The 12,848-nt window shown below is 58.0% G+C and carries 12 protein-coding genes; 5 read left to right on the top strand and 7 right to left on the bottom strand.

Annotated features, from left to right (window positions below; genetic code table 11):
* Window positions 1-79: 79 nt before the first annotated feature.
* A complete protein-coding gene (locus tag KGB29_RS03615) occupies window positions 80-1,189 on the bottom strand; it encodes an ABC transporter ATP-binding protein (RefSeq protein WP_150814676.1) in 1,110 nt (369 codons plus the stop codon).
* On the bottom strand, window positions 1,186-2,106 hold the full coding sequence (gene argF / locus KGB29_RS03610) for an ornithine carbamoyltransferase (RefSeq protein ID WP_057713430.1): 921 nt from the start codon (window positions 2,104-2,106) through the stop codon (window positions 1,186-1,188). The genes KGB29_RS03615 and argF overlap by 4 nt, the downstream gene beginning before the upstream one ends.
* 574 nt (window positions 2,107-2,680) lie before the next feature.
* Here argF and KGB29_RS03605 point away from each other — a divergent pair.
* Together KGB29_RS03605 and grxD are read left to right on the top strand one after the other, a co-directional pair.
* On the top strand, window positions 2,681-4,789 hold the full coding sequence (locus tag KGB29_RS03605; RefSeq protein ID WP_150814675.1) for a molybdopterin oxidoreductase family protein: 2,109 nt from the start codon (window positions 2,681-2,683) through the stop codon (window positions 4,787-4,789).
* A 97-nt stretch (window positions 4,790-4,886) separates the two neighbouring features.
* Complete coding sequence (gene grxD, locus KGB29_RS03600; protein WP_150814674.1) at window positions 4,887-5,228, top strand: Grx4 family monothiol glutaredoxin; 342 nt, start codon at window positions 4,887-4,889, stop codon at window positions 5,226-5,228.
* 199 nt (window positions 5,229-5,427) lie between these two features.
* On the opposite strand, the gene bfr is transcribed toward grxD, so the two are convergent.
* Window positions 5,428-5,904 (bottom strand): bacterioferritin, encoded by a 477-nt coding sequence (gene bfr / locus KGB29_RS03595; RefSeq protein WP_057713432.1) that lies wholly within the window; start codon window positions 5,902-5,904, stop codon window positions 5,428-5,430.
* A gap of 198 nt (window positions 5,905-6,102) precedes the next feature.
* Window positions 6,103-6,321, bottom strand: coding sequence for a bacterioferritin-associated ferredoxin (locus KGB29_RS03590; RefSeq protein WP_007985869.1), 219 nt, complete (start codon window positions 6,319-6,321; stop codon window positions 6,103-6,105).
* Between the two features lie 311 nt (window positions 6,322-6,632).
* Between KGB29_RS03590 and KGB29_RS03585 the strand changes: the two genes are divergently transcribed.
* Window positions 6,633-7,235: a peroxiredoxin gene (locus tag KGB29_RS03585; RefSeq protein ID WP_057713433.1), complete on the top strand. Its 603-nt coding sequence runs from the start codon at window positions 6,633-6,635 to the stop codon at window positions 7,233-7,235.
* A 186-nt stretch (window positions 7,236-7,421) separates the two neighbouring features.
* Here the strand turns inward: KGB29_RS03585 and rnt are convergent, their stop codons facing one another.
* Both rnt and pyrC read right to left on the bottom strand, forming a co-directional pair.
* The gene (gene rnt, locus KGB29_RS03580) at window positions 7,422-8,099 is read right to left on the bottom strand and encodes a ribonuclease T (protein WP_057713434.1); all 678 of its coding nucleotides are present in this window, start codon (window positions 8,097-8,099) and stop codon (window positions 7,422-7,424) included.
* Entirely contained in the window at window positions 8,096-9,142 is a 1,047-nt protein-coding gene (gene pyrC, locus KGB29_RS03575; protein WP_090457540.1) for a dihydroorotase, read from the bottom strand. The genes rnt and pyrC overlap by 4 nt, the downstream gene beginning before the upstream one ends.
* Window positions 9,143-9,301: 159 nt before the next feature.
* On the opposite strand from pyrC, the gene KGB29_RS03570 reads away from it, so the two are divergent.
* Together KGB29_RS03570 and KGB29_RS03565 are read left to right on the top strand one after the other, a co-directional pair.
* Entirely contained in the window at window positions 9,302-10,207 is a 906-nt protein-coding gene (locus tag KGB29_RS03570; protein ID WP_150814673.1) for a flagellar protein MotY, read from the top strand.
* A 129-nt stretch (window positions 10,208-10,336) separates the two neighbouring features.
* On the top strand, window positions 10,337-11,554 hold the full coding sequence (locus tag KGB29_RS03565; RefSeq protein WP_007972320.1) for an argininosuccinate synthase: 1,218 nt from the start codon (window positions 10,337-10,339) through the stop codon (window positions 11,552-11,554).
* A gap of 150 nt (window positions 11,555-11,704) precedes the next feature.
* On the opposite strand, the gene KGB29_RS03560 is transcribed toward KGB29_RS03565, so the two are convergent.
* Entirely contained in the window at window positions 11,705-12,403 is a 699-nt protein-coding gene (locus tag KGB29_RS03560) for a hypothetical protein (RefSeq protein ID WP_150814672.1), read from the bottom strand.
* Window positions 12,404-12,848: the final 445 nt, after the last annotated feature.

Genomic DNA, 12,848 nt, shown 5'->3' with positions numbered 1-12,848 from the left:
CGGACAGTCAGTTAACATCATCATCGACTGACACTCCGCCTTCGCGAGCAAGCCCGCTCCCACATTTAGTCCATGTTTATCAGTTGGCCGTGCTGTAGCGTCGGACACCTGATTCAACAGTCGGAATCTGCGCTGCCGTGCTGCCTGACGCCTGGAACAGCACCAGGTGTTCAGCCGCGACACGAATACCCACATCCGCCCCAACCTGACGATCGACATGGCTCGGGAAAATCGACTCCAGCTGTGCGCCTGTCGGCAGTTGCAAGCGATACAGGGTCGATGCACCCAGGAATGTCTTGCCGGCAATTCGCGCCCTCAGTGCGCTGTCCGGGGCATAGACGATATCGTCCGGGCGCAGCAATACGTCCACGGCGCCGCCTACCGGCCAGGTGTAGGCCCGATTGCCGCGCAACTCACCCAGTTCGGTTTGCACCGATTCGGGGCTGCTCAACTGACCGCGAATGAAATAGCCCTGGCCGATGAAACTCGCGACAAAAGGTGTCAGAGGTTCGTGATACAGGTTGTAGGGCGTATCCCACTGTTCCAGGCGACCTTCCTTGAACACACCAACGTGGTCGCTGACCGCGAAGGCTTCTTCCTGGTCGTGAGTCACCAGAATCGCGCTGGTGCCACGGGCCTTGAGGATGTCGCGTACTTCATGGCTGAGCTTGCGGCGCAATTCGCCATCAAGGTTGGAGAAGGGTTCGTCGAGCAACAGCAGTTGCGGTTCCGGCGCCAGGGCACGGGCCAGTGCGACACGTTGCTGCTGACCTCCTGAAAGCTCGTGGGGGAAACGCTTGCCGAGATTCTTCAGGTTGACCAGTTCCAGCAGCTCTTCGGTCACGCGATCCTTTTGCGGATGCTTGCGAATGCCGAAGGCGATGTTGTCGGCCACGCTCAAATGCGGAAACAGCGCGTAGTCCTGGAACACCATGCCGATGCGACGTTTCTCCGGCGCAAGGGTGAAGCCGGCGCTGGAGATGGTCTCGCCAGCCAGCTGGATTTCGCCTTCGTGCACCGGTTCGAAACCGGCGATCGCCCGCAGGGTGGTGGTCTTGCCGCAGCCCGACGAGCCCAGCAGGCAACCGATGTCGCCTGCGTTCAGGTGCAGGTTGAGGTTCTGCACCACGCGCTGGTCTTGATAGCCGCAGGCGAGGTTGCGCAGGTTGAGCAGTAATGGCTGGCTCATGCGTGGTGATACGCCGGTTCGACGAGGAACTCGAGCAGGGCTTTTTGCGCGTGCAGACGGTTTTCGGCTTGATCCCAGGCCACCGAGCGCTTGTCATCGAGCAGGTCGATGCTGATTTCCTCGCCGCGGTGCGCTGGCAGGCAGTGCATGAACAGCACGTCTTCAGCGGCCAGGTCGAGCAGGGCGCGGTTGACCTGATACGGAGCGAACAGTTGCAGACGCTTGGCGGTTTCCTCTTCCTGGCCCATGGAGGTCCAGACGTCGGTGCTCACCAGATGTGCACCACGCACGGCTTCCTTCGGATCGCGAACGATGGTGACCCGATCGCCGGCCTTGGCCAGGAACACCGGGTTGGGTTCATAGCCTTCCGGGCAGGCTACGCGCAACTGGAAGTCGAACTGGATCGCCGCTTCTATATAGCTGTTGCACATGTTGTTGCCGTCGCCAATCCAGGCCACGGTCTTGCCCTGGATGGAGCCGCGATGTTCGAGGAAGGTCTGCATGTCGGCCAGCAACTGGCACGGGTGCAGGTCATCGGACAGGCCGTTGATCACCGGTACGCGGGAGTTGGCGGCGAATTCGGTCAGGTTGCTGTGGGCAAAGGTACGGATCATCACTGCATCGAGCATGCTCGACATGACGATGGCGCAGTCGCCGATCGGCTCGCCACGACCCAGTTGGGTGTCACGTGGCGACAGGAAGATCGCCTGCCCGCCGAGCTGGATCATGCCGGCCTCGAAGGAGATCCGGGTACGGGTCGAGGATTTCTCGAAAATCATTCCCAGGACGCGGTTTTTCAGAGGCTCGAACAGTACGCCGCGGTTACGCAGGTCCTTGAGCTCAACGCCTCGACGGATCACGCTGACCAGCTCTTCGGGCGTGCAATCCATCAGGGAGAGAAAGTGCCTTGCGCTCATCATTGACTACCTTTTGCTACAAACCGCAGATGCTCAAAGCCTTGTTTAACGGAACAACGGGCGAGACCTGCGGCGTAAGCCGCACGGGGCGACGAAATAGGGGAAGGCGCGATCTTATAATTAAATGTCGCGTCTTACCAATAGGGCTACAGTTTTTAGGGAGTTTCAGAGGTGCTACGGGTTTACCGAGGTAGCGCTTTTGAAGCCTGTTTCCTGATAGCGGCGGTTCATTTGTACACCGGCCCCTCGGGGCTTGGCAATCAGGCGCGGCGGCAATGGTGCGCTGACAGTCGGTTTTTGACTTGTCATTCATCAGCGCCGGGCTTGATGGGCACTGGCGCCCGATCGGCGAGCAGACCGGCGCGCATGGCCCCCACGGACCGATTGAAACCCTTCAGGAAATTCAGTTGCAGGTGCCGCCCAGGCTGCCTTCGAACTGAACTCGGACGGCCATCGGCTGGCCTGATAACCCTCGATTCACAAGACGAACGTCGCTGGCGTGTCGTCGGCTCTGGCGCCATAGTTTTGTTTCCGCGGCCTACGTTGCCCGCCCATAACAAGACAGAGACTGGCCATGACCAAGACTCTCCATCACCGTGCGTGCCATTTGTGCGAAGCCATCTGTGGCCTGACCATCGAAACCACCAGGGGCGAAGGCGGTAACGTCCAGATCACTTCGATCAAGGGCGACCCCCAGGATACGTTCAGTCGTGGGCACATCTGCCCCAAGGCCGTGGCGTTGCAAGACATTCAGAACGATCCGGATCGCCTGCATCAGCCGATGCAGCGGGTGGGCAATGAATGGCAGCCCATCGAGTGGGAAGCGGCATTCAATCTGGTCGCCGAACGCCTCGCCGCCATTCAGGAACGTCACGGGCAAAACGCCGTGGCGGTCTATCAGGGCAACCCGAGCGTGCACAATTACGGGTTGATGACCCACAGCAATTACTTCCTCGGCCTGTTGAAAACCCGCAACCGGTTTTCCGCGACGTCGGTCGATCAATTGCCCCATCACCTGACCAGTCATTTGATGTACGGCCACGGTCTGCTGCTGCCGATCCCGGACATCGACCACACCGATTTCATGCTGATCCTGGGCGGCAATCCACTGGCTTCGAACGGCAGCATCATGACCGTGCCGGATGTGGAGAAACGCTTGAAGGCGATACAGGCCCGGGGTGGCAAGGTGGTGGTGGTCGATCCGCGCCGTAGTGAAACGGCGGCGATTGCCGACCAGCATCTGTTCGTACGCCCGGGCGGTGATGCAGCGCTGTTGTTCGGCCTGCTCAATACCTTGTTCGCTGAAGGTCTGACCCGCGACAGTCATCTGCCGGTGGACGGCCTGGAGGACGTACGGGAGGCCGTCGCACCGTTCACTGCCGAGGCCATGAGTCCGTTGTGCGCCGTACCGGCCGAACAGATCCGCCAGTTGGCGCGGGACTTCGCCGCGGCACCGAGTGCAGTCTGCTATGGCCGCATGGGCGTCTCGACCCAGGCCTTCGGTACTCTGTGCCATTGGGTGGTGCAGTTGATCAATCTGGTCACCGGCAATCTCGATCGCGTGGGTGGTGCCTTGTGTACCGAGCCAGCAGTGGATCTGGTGGCGTCGACCTCGGGCGGGCATTTCAATCTGTGGCAGAGCCGGGTTTCCGGGCGCCCGGAGTACGCCGGGGAACTACCTGTCTCGGCGCTGGCCGAAGAGATGCTCACTGAAGGGGAAGGGCAAGTCCGCGCGCTGATCACCGTGGCGGGCAATCCGGTGTTGTCCACACCCAATGGCCGACAACTCGAACAGGCGCTGGACGGGCTGGAGTTCATGGTCAGTATCGACCTGTACATCAATGAAACCACGCGTTACGCCGACCTGATCCTGCCGTCCACATCGGCGCTGGAAAACGACCATTACGACACCACGTTCAACCTGTTCGCGGTGCGCAACGTCAGCCGTTTCAACCGAGCCATCCTCGCCAAACCCCAGGGTGCATTGCACGACTGGGAGATTTTCGTCGGCCTGGCCAAGGCATTTGCCGTCAGGACCGGCAAAGAACTGAAGCCCACCATTGCCCCAGCGCAAATGATTGATCTCGGCTTGCGCATGGGAATGTACGGCGACAATTCAGAGCACAAGCTGTCGCTGGCGACTTTGTTCGATCATCCCCATGGCGTCGATCTGGGCGCGCTCAAGCCTAACCTGGCGCCACGCCTGAAGACTGCCAATCAACGCATCCAGGCCGCGCCTGCGGCGACTCTCGCTGACCTGGCGCGCTTTGCAGCCTTGAAGGCGCCGGCCGCCGACGAGTTGTTGATGATCGGCCGCCGGCATGTACGCAGCAACAATTCATGGATGCATAACTATTATCGGTTGGTAAAGGGCAAGCCACGTCACCAGTTGCTGATGCATCCGGACGATCTGGCCAGTCGCGGGCTCAGCGACGGACAGCGCGTTCGGGTCAGTTCGCGGGTGGGTGTGATCGAAGTCGAAGTGCTTGGCAGTCTGGACATGATGAAAGGCGTGGTCAGCCTGCCTCACGGCTGGGGGCACGCGCGGCCGGGCGTGCAAATGTCGATTGCCAGCAGTCAACCGGGCTCCAGCGCCAACGACCTGACCGACGAACGCCAGATTGACGAACTGTCGGGAAATGCCGCGCTCAATGGTGTGCCGGTGATCGTGGTGGCGGCTTGAATCAGTCAGACGGAGAGACCGAGCAGGGCGCTCGGCTTTCCGTTACAATGCGCCACCGTGCCGACCCATGAGTCGGAAAGTTCAGCCGAGGTGCTCCATGGATATCATCGAAACGATTAAAGAGCAGATTGCCAACAACACCATTCTGCTTTACATGAAAGGCTCGCCGAATGCCCCGCAGTGCGGCTTCTCCGCGAAAGCCGCGCAGGCCGTGATGGCGTGTGGCGAAAAGTTTGCGTACGTGGACATCCTGCAGAACCCGGAAATCCGCGCCAACCTGCCAAAATACGCCAACTGGCCAACCTTCCCACAGCTGTGGGTTGCCGGTGAACTGGTCGGCGGTAGCGACATCATGACTGAAATGGCTGCTGACGGTTCGCTGCAGAGCCTGATCAAGGACGCCGCCGCCAAGGCTGCTGCTCCAAAGTCCGAAGCCTGATTCGCTTCCTGTAGGAGCGAGCTCGCTCGCGATGGACTAAAGAACGCCGCTGGGTGTCAGGCTCCCAGCGTTATCGTTAACGTCCATCGTCGGAACGCCGCCCGGAGCAAGCTCGCTCCTACAAGAGCAGGCAATAAAAAGCCCCGCCACTCGAAAGAGGGCGGGGCTTTTTATTGCATCGAGATTAATGGCGTAGAACTTACTCGTCTTCGCCCATCTGCGATTGCAGATAGTTCTCAAGGCCCACTTTATCGATCAGGCCCAGTTGGGTTTCCAGCCAGTCGATATGTTCTTCTTCGGACTCGAGGATGTCTTCAAGCAGTTCACGGCTACCGAAGTCGCCAACTTTTTCGCAATGCGCGATAGCCACTTTGAGATCGGCATGGCCGGTTTTCTCGATACGCAGGTCACACTCAAGCATTTCCTTGGTGTGCTCGCCGATGTGCAGCTTGCCCAGGTCCTGGACATTCGGCAGGCCTTCAAGGAACAGGATGCGCTTGATCAGCTTGTCCGCGTGCTTCATCTCGTCGATGGATTCGTGGTACTCGTGCTTGCCGAGCTTGTTCAGGCCCCAATCTTCATACATGCGCGCATGCAGGAAGTATTGATTGATCGCGACCAGCTCATTGGCGAGGATCTTGTTGAGATGCTGGATGACTGTAACGTCGCCTTTCATGATGGGGTCCTGCCCTGTATTAGCTGTCAATAGAGCAGAGTTTGAGCCTCGTACTTAATAGTGTCAAACCTAAGTTATTGAAACTTAAATGAAAATTAATCGGAATAAGAATGTTTGTGTTCCGCGTCTAGAGCATAACTAGTTGATTTTGAGGCATAAAAAAACCGGACATATGTCCGGTTCTTTGAAATTCGATGTTTAAGCCGCGGTAAATTCTGCTGGATAAGGAATTGCAGCCTGGGCCGTTTGCAGTTTGGTCAGGGTCTCGCGGACCACTTCCTTGGCGAGGCAGGCACATTTGCCGCACTGGCTCGCAACGCCGGTGGCTACACGGACTTCCTTGTAGCTGCAGCATCCTTCATAGATCGCATCGCGGATTTGACCGTCGGTGACGCCAGTGCAGAGGCAAACATACATAGGGAAGGACCGTCGCTGATTGTGACTCAATTGCGATGGATCTTAATGTTAACGAGAATGATTGTCAAAGTGGTTTCAGAGCACTTTTCGTCATAAACGGGTATGGCTGACGAACGGTCTGCCTGGCAAATCGGTGATCCAAAACCGGTGGGGATTTCATCGTACGGGGAAAAAACAGCTAAGCCAGCTCAAACACGCGGTGTATGATGGCCGGTCTTTTGCGACCGGGGATCGTGTCACAGGGCTGTCGCCTCAGGGTGGCAGGCTGATGCGAACCCTGTTTCTCACGCTATTACACCAGGAGATATCCAATGAGCGTACTCGTAGGCAAACAAGCCCCTGACTTCACCGTACCGGCCGTACTCGGCAATGGCGAGATCGTTGACAGCTTCACCCTGTCCTCGGCGATCAAAGGCAAATACGGCCTGGTGTTCTTCTATCCACTGGACTTCACCTTCGTTTGCCCGTCCGAGCTGATCGCTCTGGACAACCGCATGTCTGACTTCAAGGCTCGCAACGTTGAAGTGATCGCTGTTTCGATCGACTCGCACTTCACCCACAACGCATGGCGCAACACTCCAGTGAACAATGGCGGTATCGGCCAGGTTCGCTACACCATGGCTGCCGACATCAAGCAGGACATCATGAAGGCCTACGACGTTCAGTCCGCTGATGGCGTGGCTTTCCGTGGCGCGTTCCTGATCGACGACAAAGGCGTTGTCCGCTCGCAGATCGTCAACGACCTGCCGCTGGGCCGTAACATGGAAGAGCTGATCCGTCTGGTCGACGCTCTGCAATTCCACGAAGAGCACGGCGAAGTCTGCCCTGCCAACTGGAAAAAAGGCGACAAAGGCATGAACGCTTCGCCAGAAGGCGTTGCTGCTTACCTGACCGAGCACGCTGCCGCTCTGTAAGGCGTTCCAGGTATAAAAAAACCGGCCTTCGAGGCCGGTTTTTTTATGGACGGAATTCACTCAGTCGTCTGTAGGAGCGAGCCTGCTCGCGATGGACTTGAGAGCGCCGCTGGGTGTCAGGCTTCCCGCGTTATCGTTCACGACCATCGCGAGCAAGCTCGCTCCCACATTGATTCGTGAGTGCACTCAGTCGCCGAAGTCTTCCCAACCACCCATCTGCTTCCAGCGATTGACGATGCCGCAGAACAGCTCTGCCGTCTTCTCGGTGTCGTAGCGAGCAGAGTGAGCCTCGCGACCGTCGAAGTCGATGTCCGCTGCCTGGCACGCCTTGGCCAACACGGTCTGGCCGTAAGCGAGACCGGCAAGCGTTGCGGTATCGAAGCTGGAGAACGGATGGAACGGATTGCGCTTCATGTCCAGCCGCGCAACCGCCGCATTCAGGAAGCCCAGGTCGAAACTGCTGTTATGCCCGACCAGGATCGCCCGTTTGCAACCGTTGGCCTTGAGGGCCTTGCGCACGCCGCGGAAGATATCGTTCAGGGCAGACTCTTCACTCACCGCCATGCGCAGCGGGTGATCGAGCTTGATCCCGGTGAATTCCAGGGCTGCCGCTTCGATGTTCGCGCCTTCGAACGGCTCGACACGGAAAAAGTAGGTGTGATCCGGGTAAACAAAACCCTTTTCATCCATGGCGATGGTGGTCGCGGCGATCTCCAGCAGGGCATCGGTGGCCGAGTTGAAGCCACCGGTCTCTACGTCGACGACAACCGGCAGGTAACCACGAAACCTTGCCGCCATTGGATGACGAGGGCCGCCTCCGCCGCCATTGCCTTCCAGTTCGTCGTCGAAATGGTCTTCACTCACGCGTGTTCCTCCAGCAGGCGCCAGCGCAGTTTTTCACCGGCGCGCAGCGGGATAACGGTCAGCTCGCCAAATGGCAGGCTGGTCGGGGCGGTCCACTCTTCGCGGACCAGGGTGATGCGATCGGTGTTGGCCGGCAGACCATAGAACCGAGGGCCGTTGAGGCTGGCGAAGGCCTCGAGCTTGTCCAGCGCATTGCGCTGTTCGAAGGCTTCGGCGTACATCTCGATCGCCGCATAGGCGGTGTAGCAACCGGCGCAGCCGCAGGCCGCTTCCTTGGCATGCTGGGCGTGGGGAGCCGAGTCGGTGCCGAGGAAGAACTTGTCGCTGCCGCTGGTGGCCGCGTCGAGCAGGGCTTCCTGGTGGGTATTGCGCTTGAGGATCGGCAGGCAATAGAAGTGCGGCCGAATCCCGCCCACCAGCATGTGGTTGCGGTTGTACAACAGGTGATGCGCGGTAATGGTCGCGCCCACGTTGGCCGAAGCCGAGTTGACGAACTGCACGGCGTCCGCGGTGGTGATGTGTTCGAAGACCACTTTGAGGGTCGGGAAACGCTCGACCACACGACGCATGTGCTCGTCGATGAAGATTTTTTCTCGGTCGAACACGTCGACATCGCCCCGGGTGACTTCACCGTGGACCAACAACGGCATCCCGACTTCGGCCATGGCCTCTAGTGCAGGGAAGATCTTGTCGATGCTGGTGACGCCAGAATCCGAGTTGGTGGTCGCGCCGGCCGGGTACAGCTTGGCGGCGTGAATGAATCCGCTGGCCTTGGCCTCGCGAATTTCTTCAGGCTGGGTGCGGTCGGTCAGGTACAGGACCATCAGTGGTTCGAACAGGCTGCCGGCCGGGCGGGCAGCGAGAATCCGCTGCCGATAGCCGTCGGCTTCGGCCGCATTGCGTACCGGTGGAACCAGGTTGGGCATGATGATGGCGCGGCCAAAGGTGCGCGCGACATCCGCGACGGTATTGGTCAGCACGGCACCATCGCGAAGATGAATATGCCAGTCGTCGGGACGCAGCAGGGTCAGGCGGTCGGACATGAGGGGATTCCAGGCGGGTCAAACTCAAGGGAATGCTACCGGAAAAGACTCTTGCAGGCACTCGCTATCAAGTTTTGCAGGAAGCTTCCGATATCCAACAGGTATGCCGTAAACATGTGTGTGTCGGTCTTTTTGTTGTAGAAGCCAGTGGAGCCTCCCGTGCGCCAGCGTTATTTAGCCTTGCTCAGTGTGTTTGCCAGCCTTCCGGCGATGGCGCTCACTTTCCAGACACGTCTGGAGAACATTGAGTGGACGGTCGAAGGCGACAAGTTCGAATGCCGCCTGACTCAGCCGGTTACCGATTTCGGTTCGGGCGAGTTCGTGCGTCGTGCCGGCGAGCAGGCGATTTTCCGTCTGAAAGCCTACAACCCGATGATCGGCGGCGGTTCGGCCACCTTGCTGGCCGCTGCCGCGCCGTGGCAACCGGGCCGTGACGATATCAACCTGGGCACGGTGAGAATCGGCAGTGGCAACGTATTGTTCAATAGCTCACAGGTTCAGGCCGGGCGTCTGATCAGTGGCCTGATGGACGGTCGCAGCCCGGTCGTTCGACATTCCTCGGGGGATGGGCGGGTGTCGGAAGTACGCTTGTTGCCGGTCAGGTTCACCAAGGCGTTTGCCGACTACCAGGGTTGCGTGGCGAAACTGTTGCCACAGAATTTCGAACAGGTGAAGCAATCGGAAATCGGCTTTCCCGGCGGCGGAATCGAACTCGACAGCGCCGCAAAAGCCAAACTGCAGGTAATGCTGGAGTACATGAAGGCCGATCCGACGGTCAATCACATCGAGCTCGACGGTCACTCCGACAACAGCGGCAACCGCCTGACCAACCGCGACCTGTCGCGGCGCCGAGCCCTGGCAGTGATGGAGTTCTTCAAGGCCAACGGCATCCAGGAATCGCAAATCACCCTGCGTTTCCATGGCGAGCGTTATCCGGTGGCGCCTAACACCAACAACACCAACCGCGCGAAGAACCGTCGAGTAGCGGTGCGCCTGGAGCGCGGAGCACCCGCGGAACAAGTTGCCCCGCAAGCGACGAAAGCGGCCACTTCGGCCACTTCCTGACCCGGCTGTAATCGTCGCGCCCTCGACATAATCTGTCGCTTCGTCGTCATAAGCTGTCGCGCCACTGTAAATTATTCTGCATGAGCGGTAGACTTCCCGGCTTTCCGTAGAACCCCGTGGAGTGATGGCATGGCGGACGTAAACAAGGTCGTTCTGGCGTATTCCGGCGGCCTGGACACTTCGGTGATCCTCAAGTGGCTGCAGGATACTTATAACTGTGAAGTAGTGACCTTCACCGCTGACCTGGGTCAGGGCGAAGAGGTCGAACCTGCACGCGCCAAGGCTCAGGCCATGGGCGTCAAAGAGATCTACATCGACGACTTGCGCGAAGAGTTCGTGCGCGATTTCGTTTTCCCGATGTTCCGCGCCAACACCGTTTACGAAGGCGAGTACCTGCTGGGTACTTCCATCGCTCGTCCGCTGATCGCCAAGCGCCTGATCGAAATTGCCAACGAAACCGGTGCAGACGCCATTTCCCATGGCGCCACCGGCAAGGGTAACGACCAGGTTCGTTTCGAACTCGGTGCGTACGCCTTGAAGCCAGGTGTGAAAGTGATCGCTCCTTGGCGCGAGTGGGACCTGCTGTCCCGTGAAAAGCTGATGGATTACGCCGCGAAGCACGCGATTCCGATCGAGCGCCACGGCAAGAAGAAGTCCCCGTACTCCATGGATGCCAACCTGCTGCACATCTCCTATGAAGGCGGCGTGCTGGAAGACACCTGGACCGAGCACGAAGAAGACATGTGGCGCTGGACCGTTTCCCCGGAAAACGCTCCAGACAAGCCGCAGTACCTGGAACTGACCTACCGCAACGGCGACATCGTCGCGCTGGACGGCGTCGAAATGACTCCTGCCACCGTGCTGGCGACCCTGAACCGTATCGGTGGTGAGCACGGTATCGGCCGTCTCGACATCGTCGAGAACCGCTACGTGGGCATGAAGTCCCGTGGCTGCTACGAAACCCCTGGCGGCACCATCATGCTGCGTGCCCACCGTGCGATCGAATCGATCACCCTGGACCGCGAAGTGGCTCACCTCAAGGACGAGCTGATGCCCAAGTACGCCAGCCTGATCTATACCGGCTACTGGTGGAGCCCTGAGCGTCTGATGCTGCAACAGATGATCGATGCGTCCCAGGTCAACGTGAACGGCGTTGTGCGCCTGAAACTGTACAAGGGCAATGTGATCGTCACTGGCCGCAAGTCCGACGACTCGCTGTTCGACGCCAACATCGCTACCTTCGAAGAAGATGGCGGCGCGTACAACCAGGCGGATGCCGCGGGCTTCATCAAGCTCAACGCCCTGCGCATGCGCATTGCGGCGAACAAAGGCCGGAAGCTGTTCTGAGACCTTTGACATCGTGATGGGTACCTGACCTCGTCCTCGACGAGGTCAGGTACCTGAAAACGGGGTGTGATGCCAGTTACTGCGTTGTCGGGTGTTTTCGTTTCCGCTGATGATTTCCTGTTTTTCCCCTTCTCGATGGCCTGACCTGTACTACAGGTTGCTGTTCGCCGGTTGCCCGGAGTGATCAATGACCGACAACCTGTGCGAGTCCGGATTGTAGGCCACATAAAAGGCGGCACCGCGCTTGCTGGCCTGCTTTGTATGTCCAAGCGCACTGGCCTTCAGTAGTTTCTCCGAAACGGCACAAGTGACAAACAGAATCACGTACGCCGTCTTTTCCCGTGGCCTCTGGATTTTTTCCAGCAGCGCTCCAAACTCGACCTCTTCGCTCATCCAGCGTACATCAACGATGTACAGGTCTTTTACCGGCTCCGGTAACTGAAGGTGATGCTGAACAGAGACAACGGTTTGCAGACCAATCCCGGTTGGCGGGTCCTGCGCGCCACAGGGCGTTCGGGCTGACCGCCAGTCATTCGCTGACGTTTCCAGGGTGGGGTTTTCAGACGGTTTTGCGGACGCTTTTTTTTCCGAGCGCCCAACATCATCCATAACCTTCATGAAGTGCTTTCCCTTCTCAAAATCGGAGGGTGCATAAAGTGATTTATAGTTGAAGTTGAGTGTCGCGAAAAAAAGCAAAAGTAAATAGAACGGAAAACTGATCAGGAACCAGACGTAGAGTTCTCTTTCCTCCTGATCAAGGAAGGGTAGAGAGACGGCTGCCGAAGTTTCAGAGAGCGCTGCGAATATCGCGATAATTGTCATTGGGTTGGTGATTCGTTTTTTTATCATATTCTGTACTCATGTCGGGTTGTCTGTTCTCGAGTGGTTTATGAAGTTGGCTTGGTGTGGTGGTTATTGTAGTGCTTTTGATTATCTGCTGGTTTTTGACAGGTTTTTATTTGTTTGTTGTATCGCTCGTCGGTTTCTTGAATTTTTGGCGTATTTTAATGATTGCTCAAAAAATATTATTTGCTGTAAGAGTAATTGGATGCGAGGTGTGTGATATTTCTGGTATGAGTATTGAGTGTGTAAATATCAGTTACGTTTTAGCGGAAAGGTAGAGGCTAGTAGTTCTCAGGGCGCGACCGGATCAAGCTGGCTCTCGAAAAATTTTGGTCGTAAATCGACACAGGTGGCTGCTGGAAAGTGCGACACACTGACGCTGATACAGTTTTAAATTCATTCTGTTCGAGGGATTTTTGTAGGAGGAATCCGTGTTGTTTGTAGGGGATGT

The sequence above is a fragment of the Pseudomonas sp. BF-B-30 genome, from assembly GCF_019956305.1.
Taxonomy (GTDB): domain Bacteria; phylum Pseudomonadota; class Gammaproteobacteria; order Pseudomonadales; family Pseudomonadaceae; genus Aquipseudomonas; species Aquipseudomonas jessenii.
The sequence above is the reverse complement of the archived record's forward strand: the minus strand, read 5'-3'. Positions and strand labels throughout refer to the sequence as shown.

Coding starts and splice junctions, on each gene's coding strand:
- KGB29_RS03590 (WP_007985869.1), bottom strand. CDS start 6,321: ATGTATGTTTGCCTCTGCACTGGCGTCACCGACGGTCAAATCCGCGAT.
- bfr (WP_057713432.1), bottom strand. CDS start 5,904: ATGAAAGGCGACGTTACAGTCATCCAGCATCTCAACAAGATCCTCGCC.
- KGB29_RS03585 (WP_057713433.1), top strand. CDS start 6,633: ATGAGCGTACTCGTAGGCAAACAAGCCCCTGACTTCACCGTACCGGCC.
- KGB29_RS03565 (WP_007972320.1), top strand. CDS start 10,337: ATGGCGGACGTAAACAAGGTCGTTCTGGCGTATTCCGGCGGCCTGGAC.
- KGB29_RS03615 (WP_150814676.1), bottom strand. CDS start 1,189: ATGAGCCAGCCATTACTGCTCAACCTGCGCAACCTCGCCTGCGGCTAT.
- argF (WP_057713430.1), bottom strand. CDS start 2,106: ATGAGCGCAAGGCACTTTCTCTCCCTGATGGATTGCACGCCCGAAGAG.
- grxD (WP_150814674.1), top strand. CDS start 4,887: ATGGATATCATCGAAACGATTAAAGAGCAGATTGCCAACAACACCATT.
- KGB29_RS03605 (WP_150814675.1), top strand. CDS start 2,681: ATGACCAAGACTCTCCATCACCGTGCGTGCCATTTGTGCGAAGCCATC.
- KGB29_RS03560 (WP_150814672.1), bottom strand. CDS start 12,403: ATGATAAAAAAACGAATCACCAACCCAATGACAATTATCGCGATATTC.
- pyrC (WP_090457540.1), bottom strand. CDS start 9,142: ATGTCCGACCGCCTGACCCTGCTGCGTCCCGACGACTGGCATATTCAT.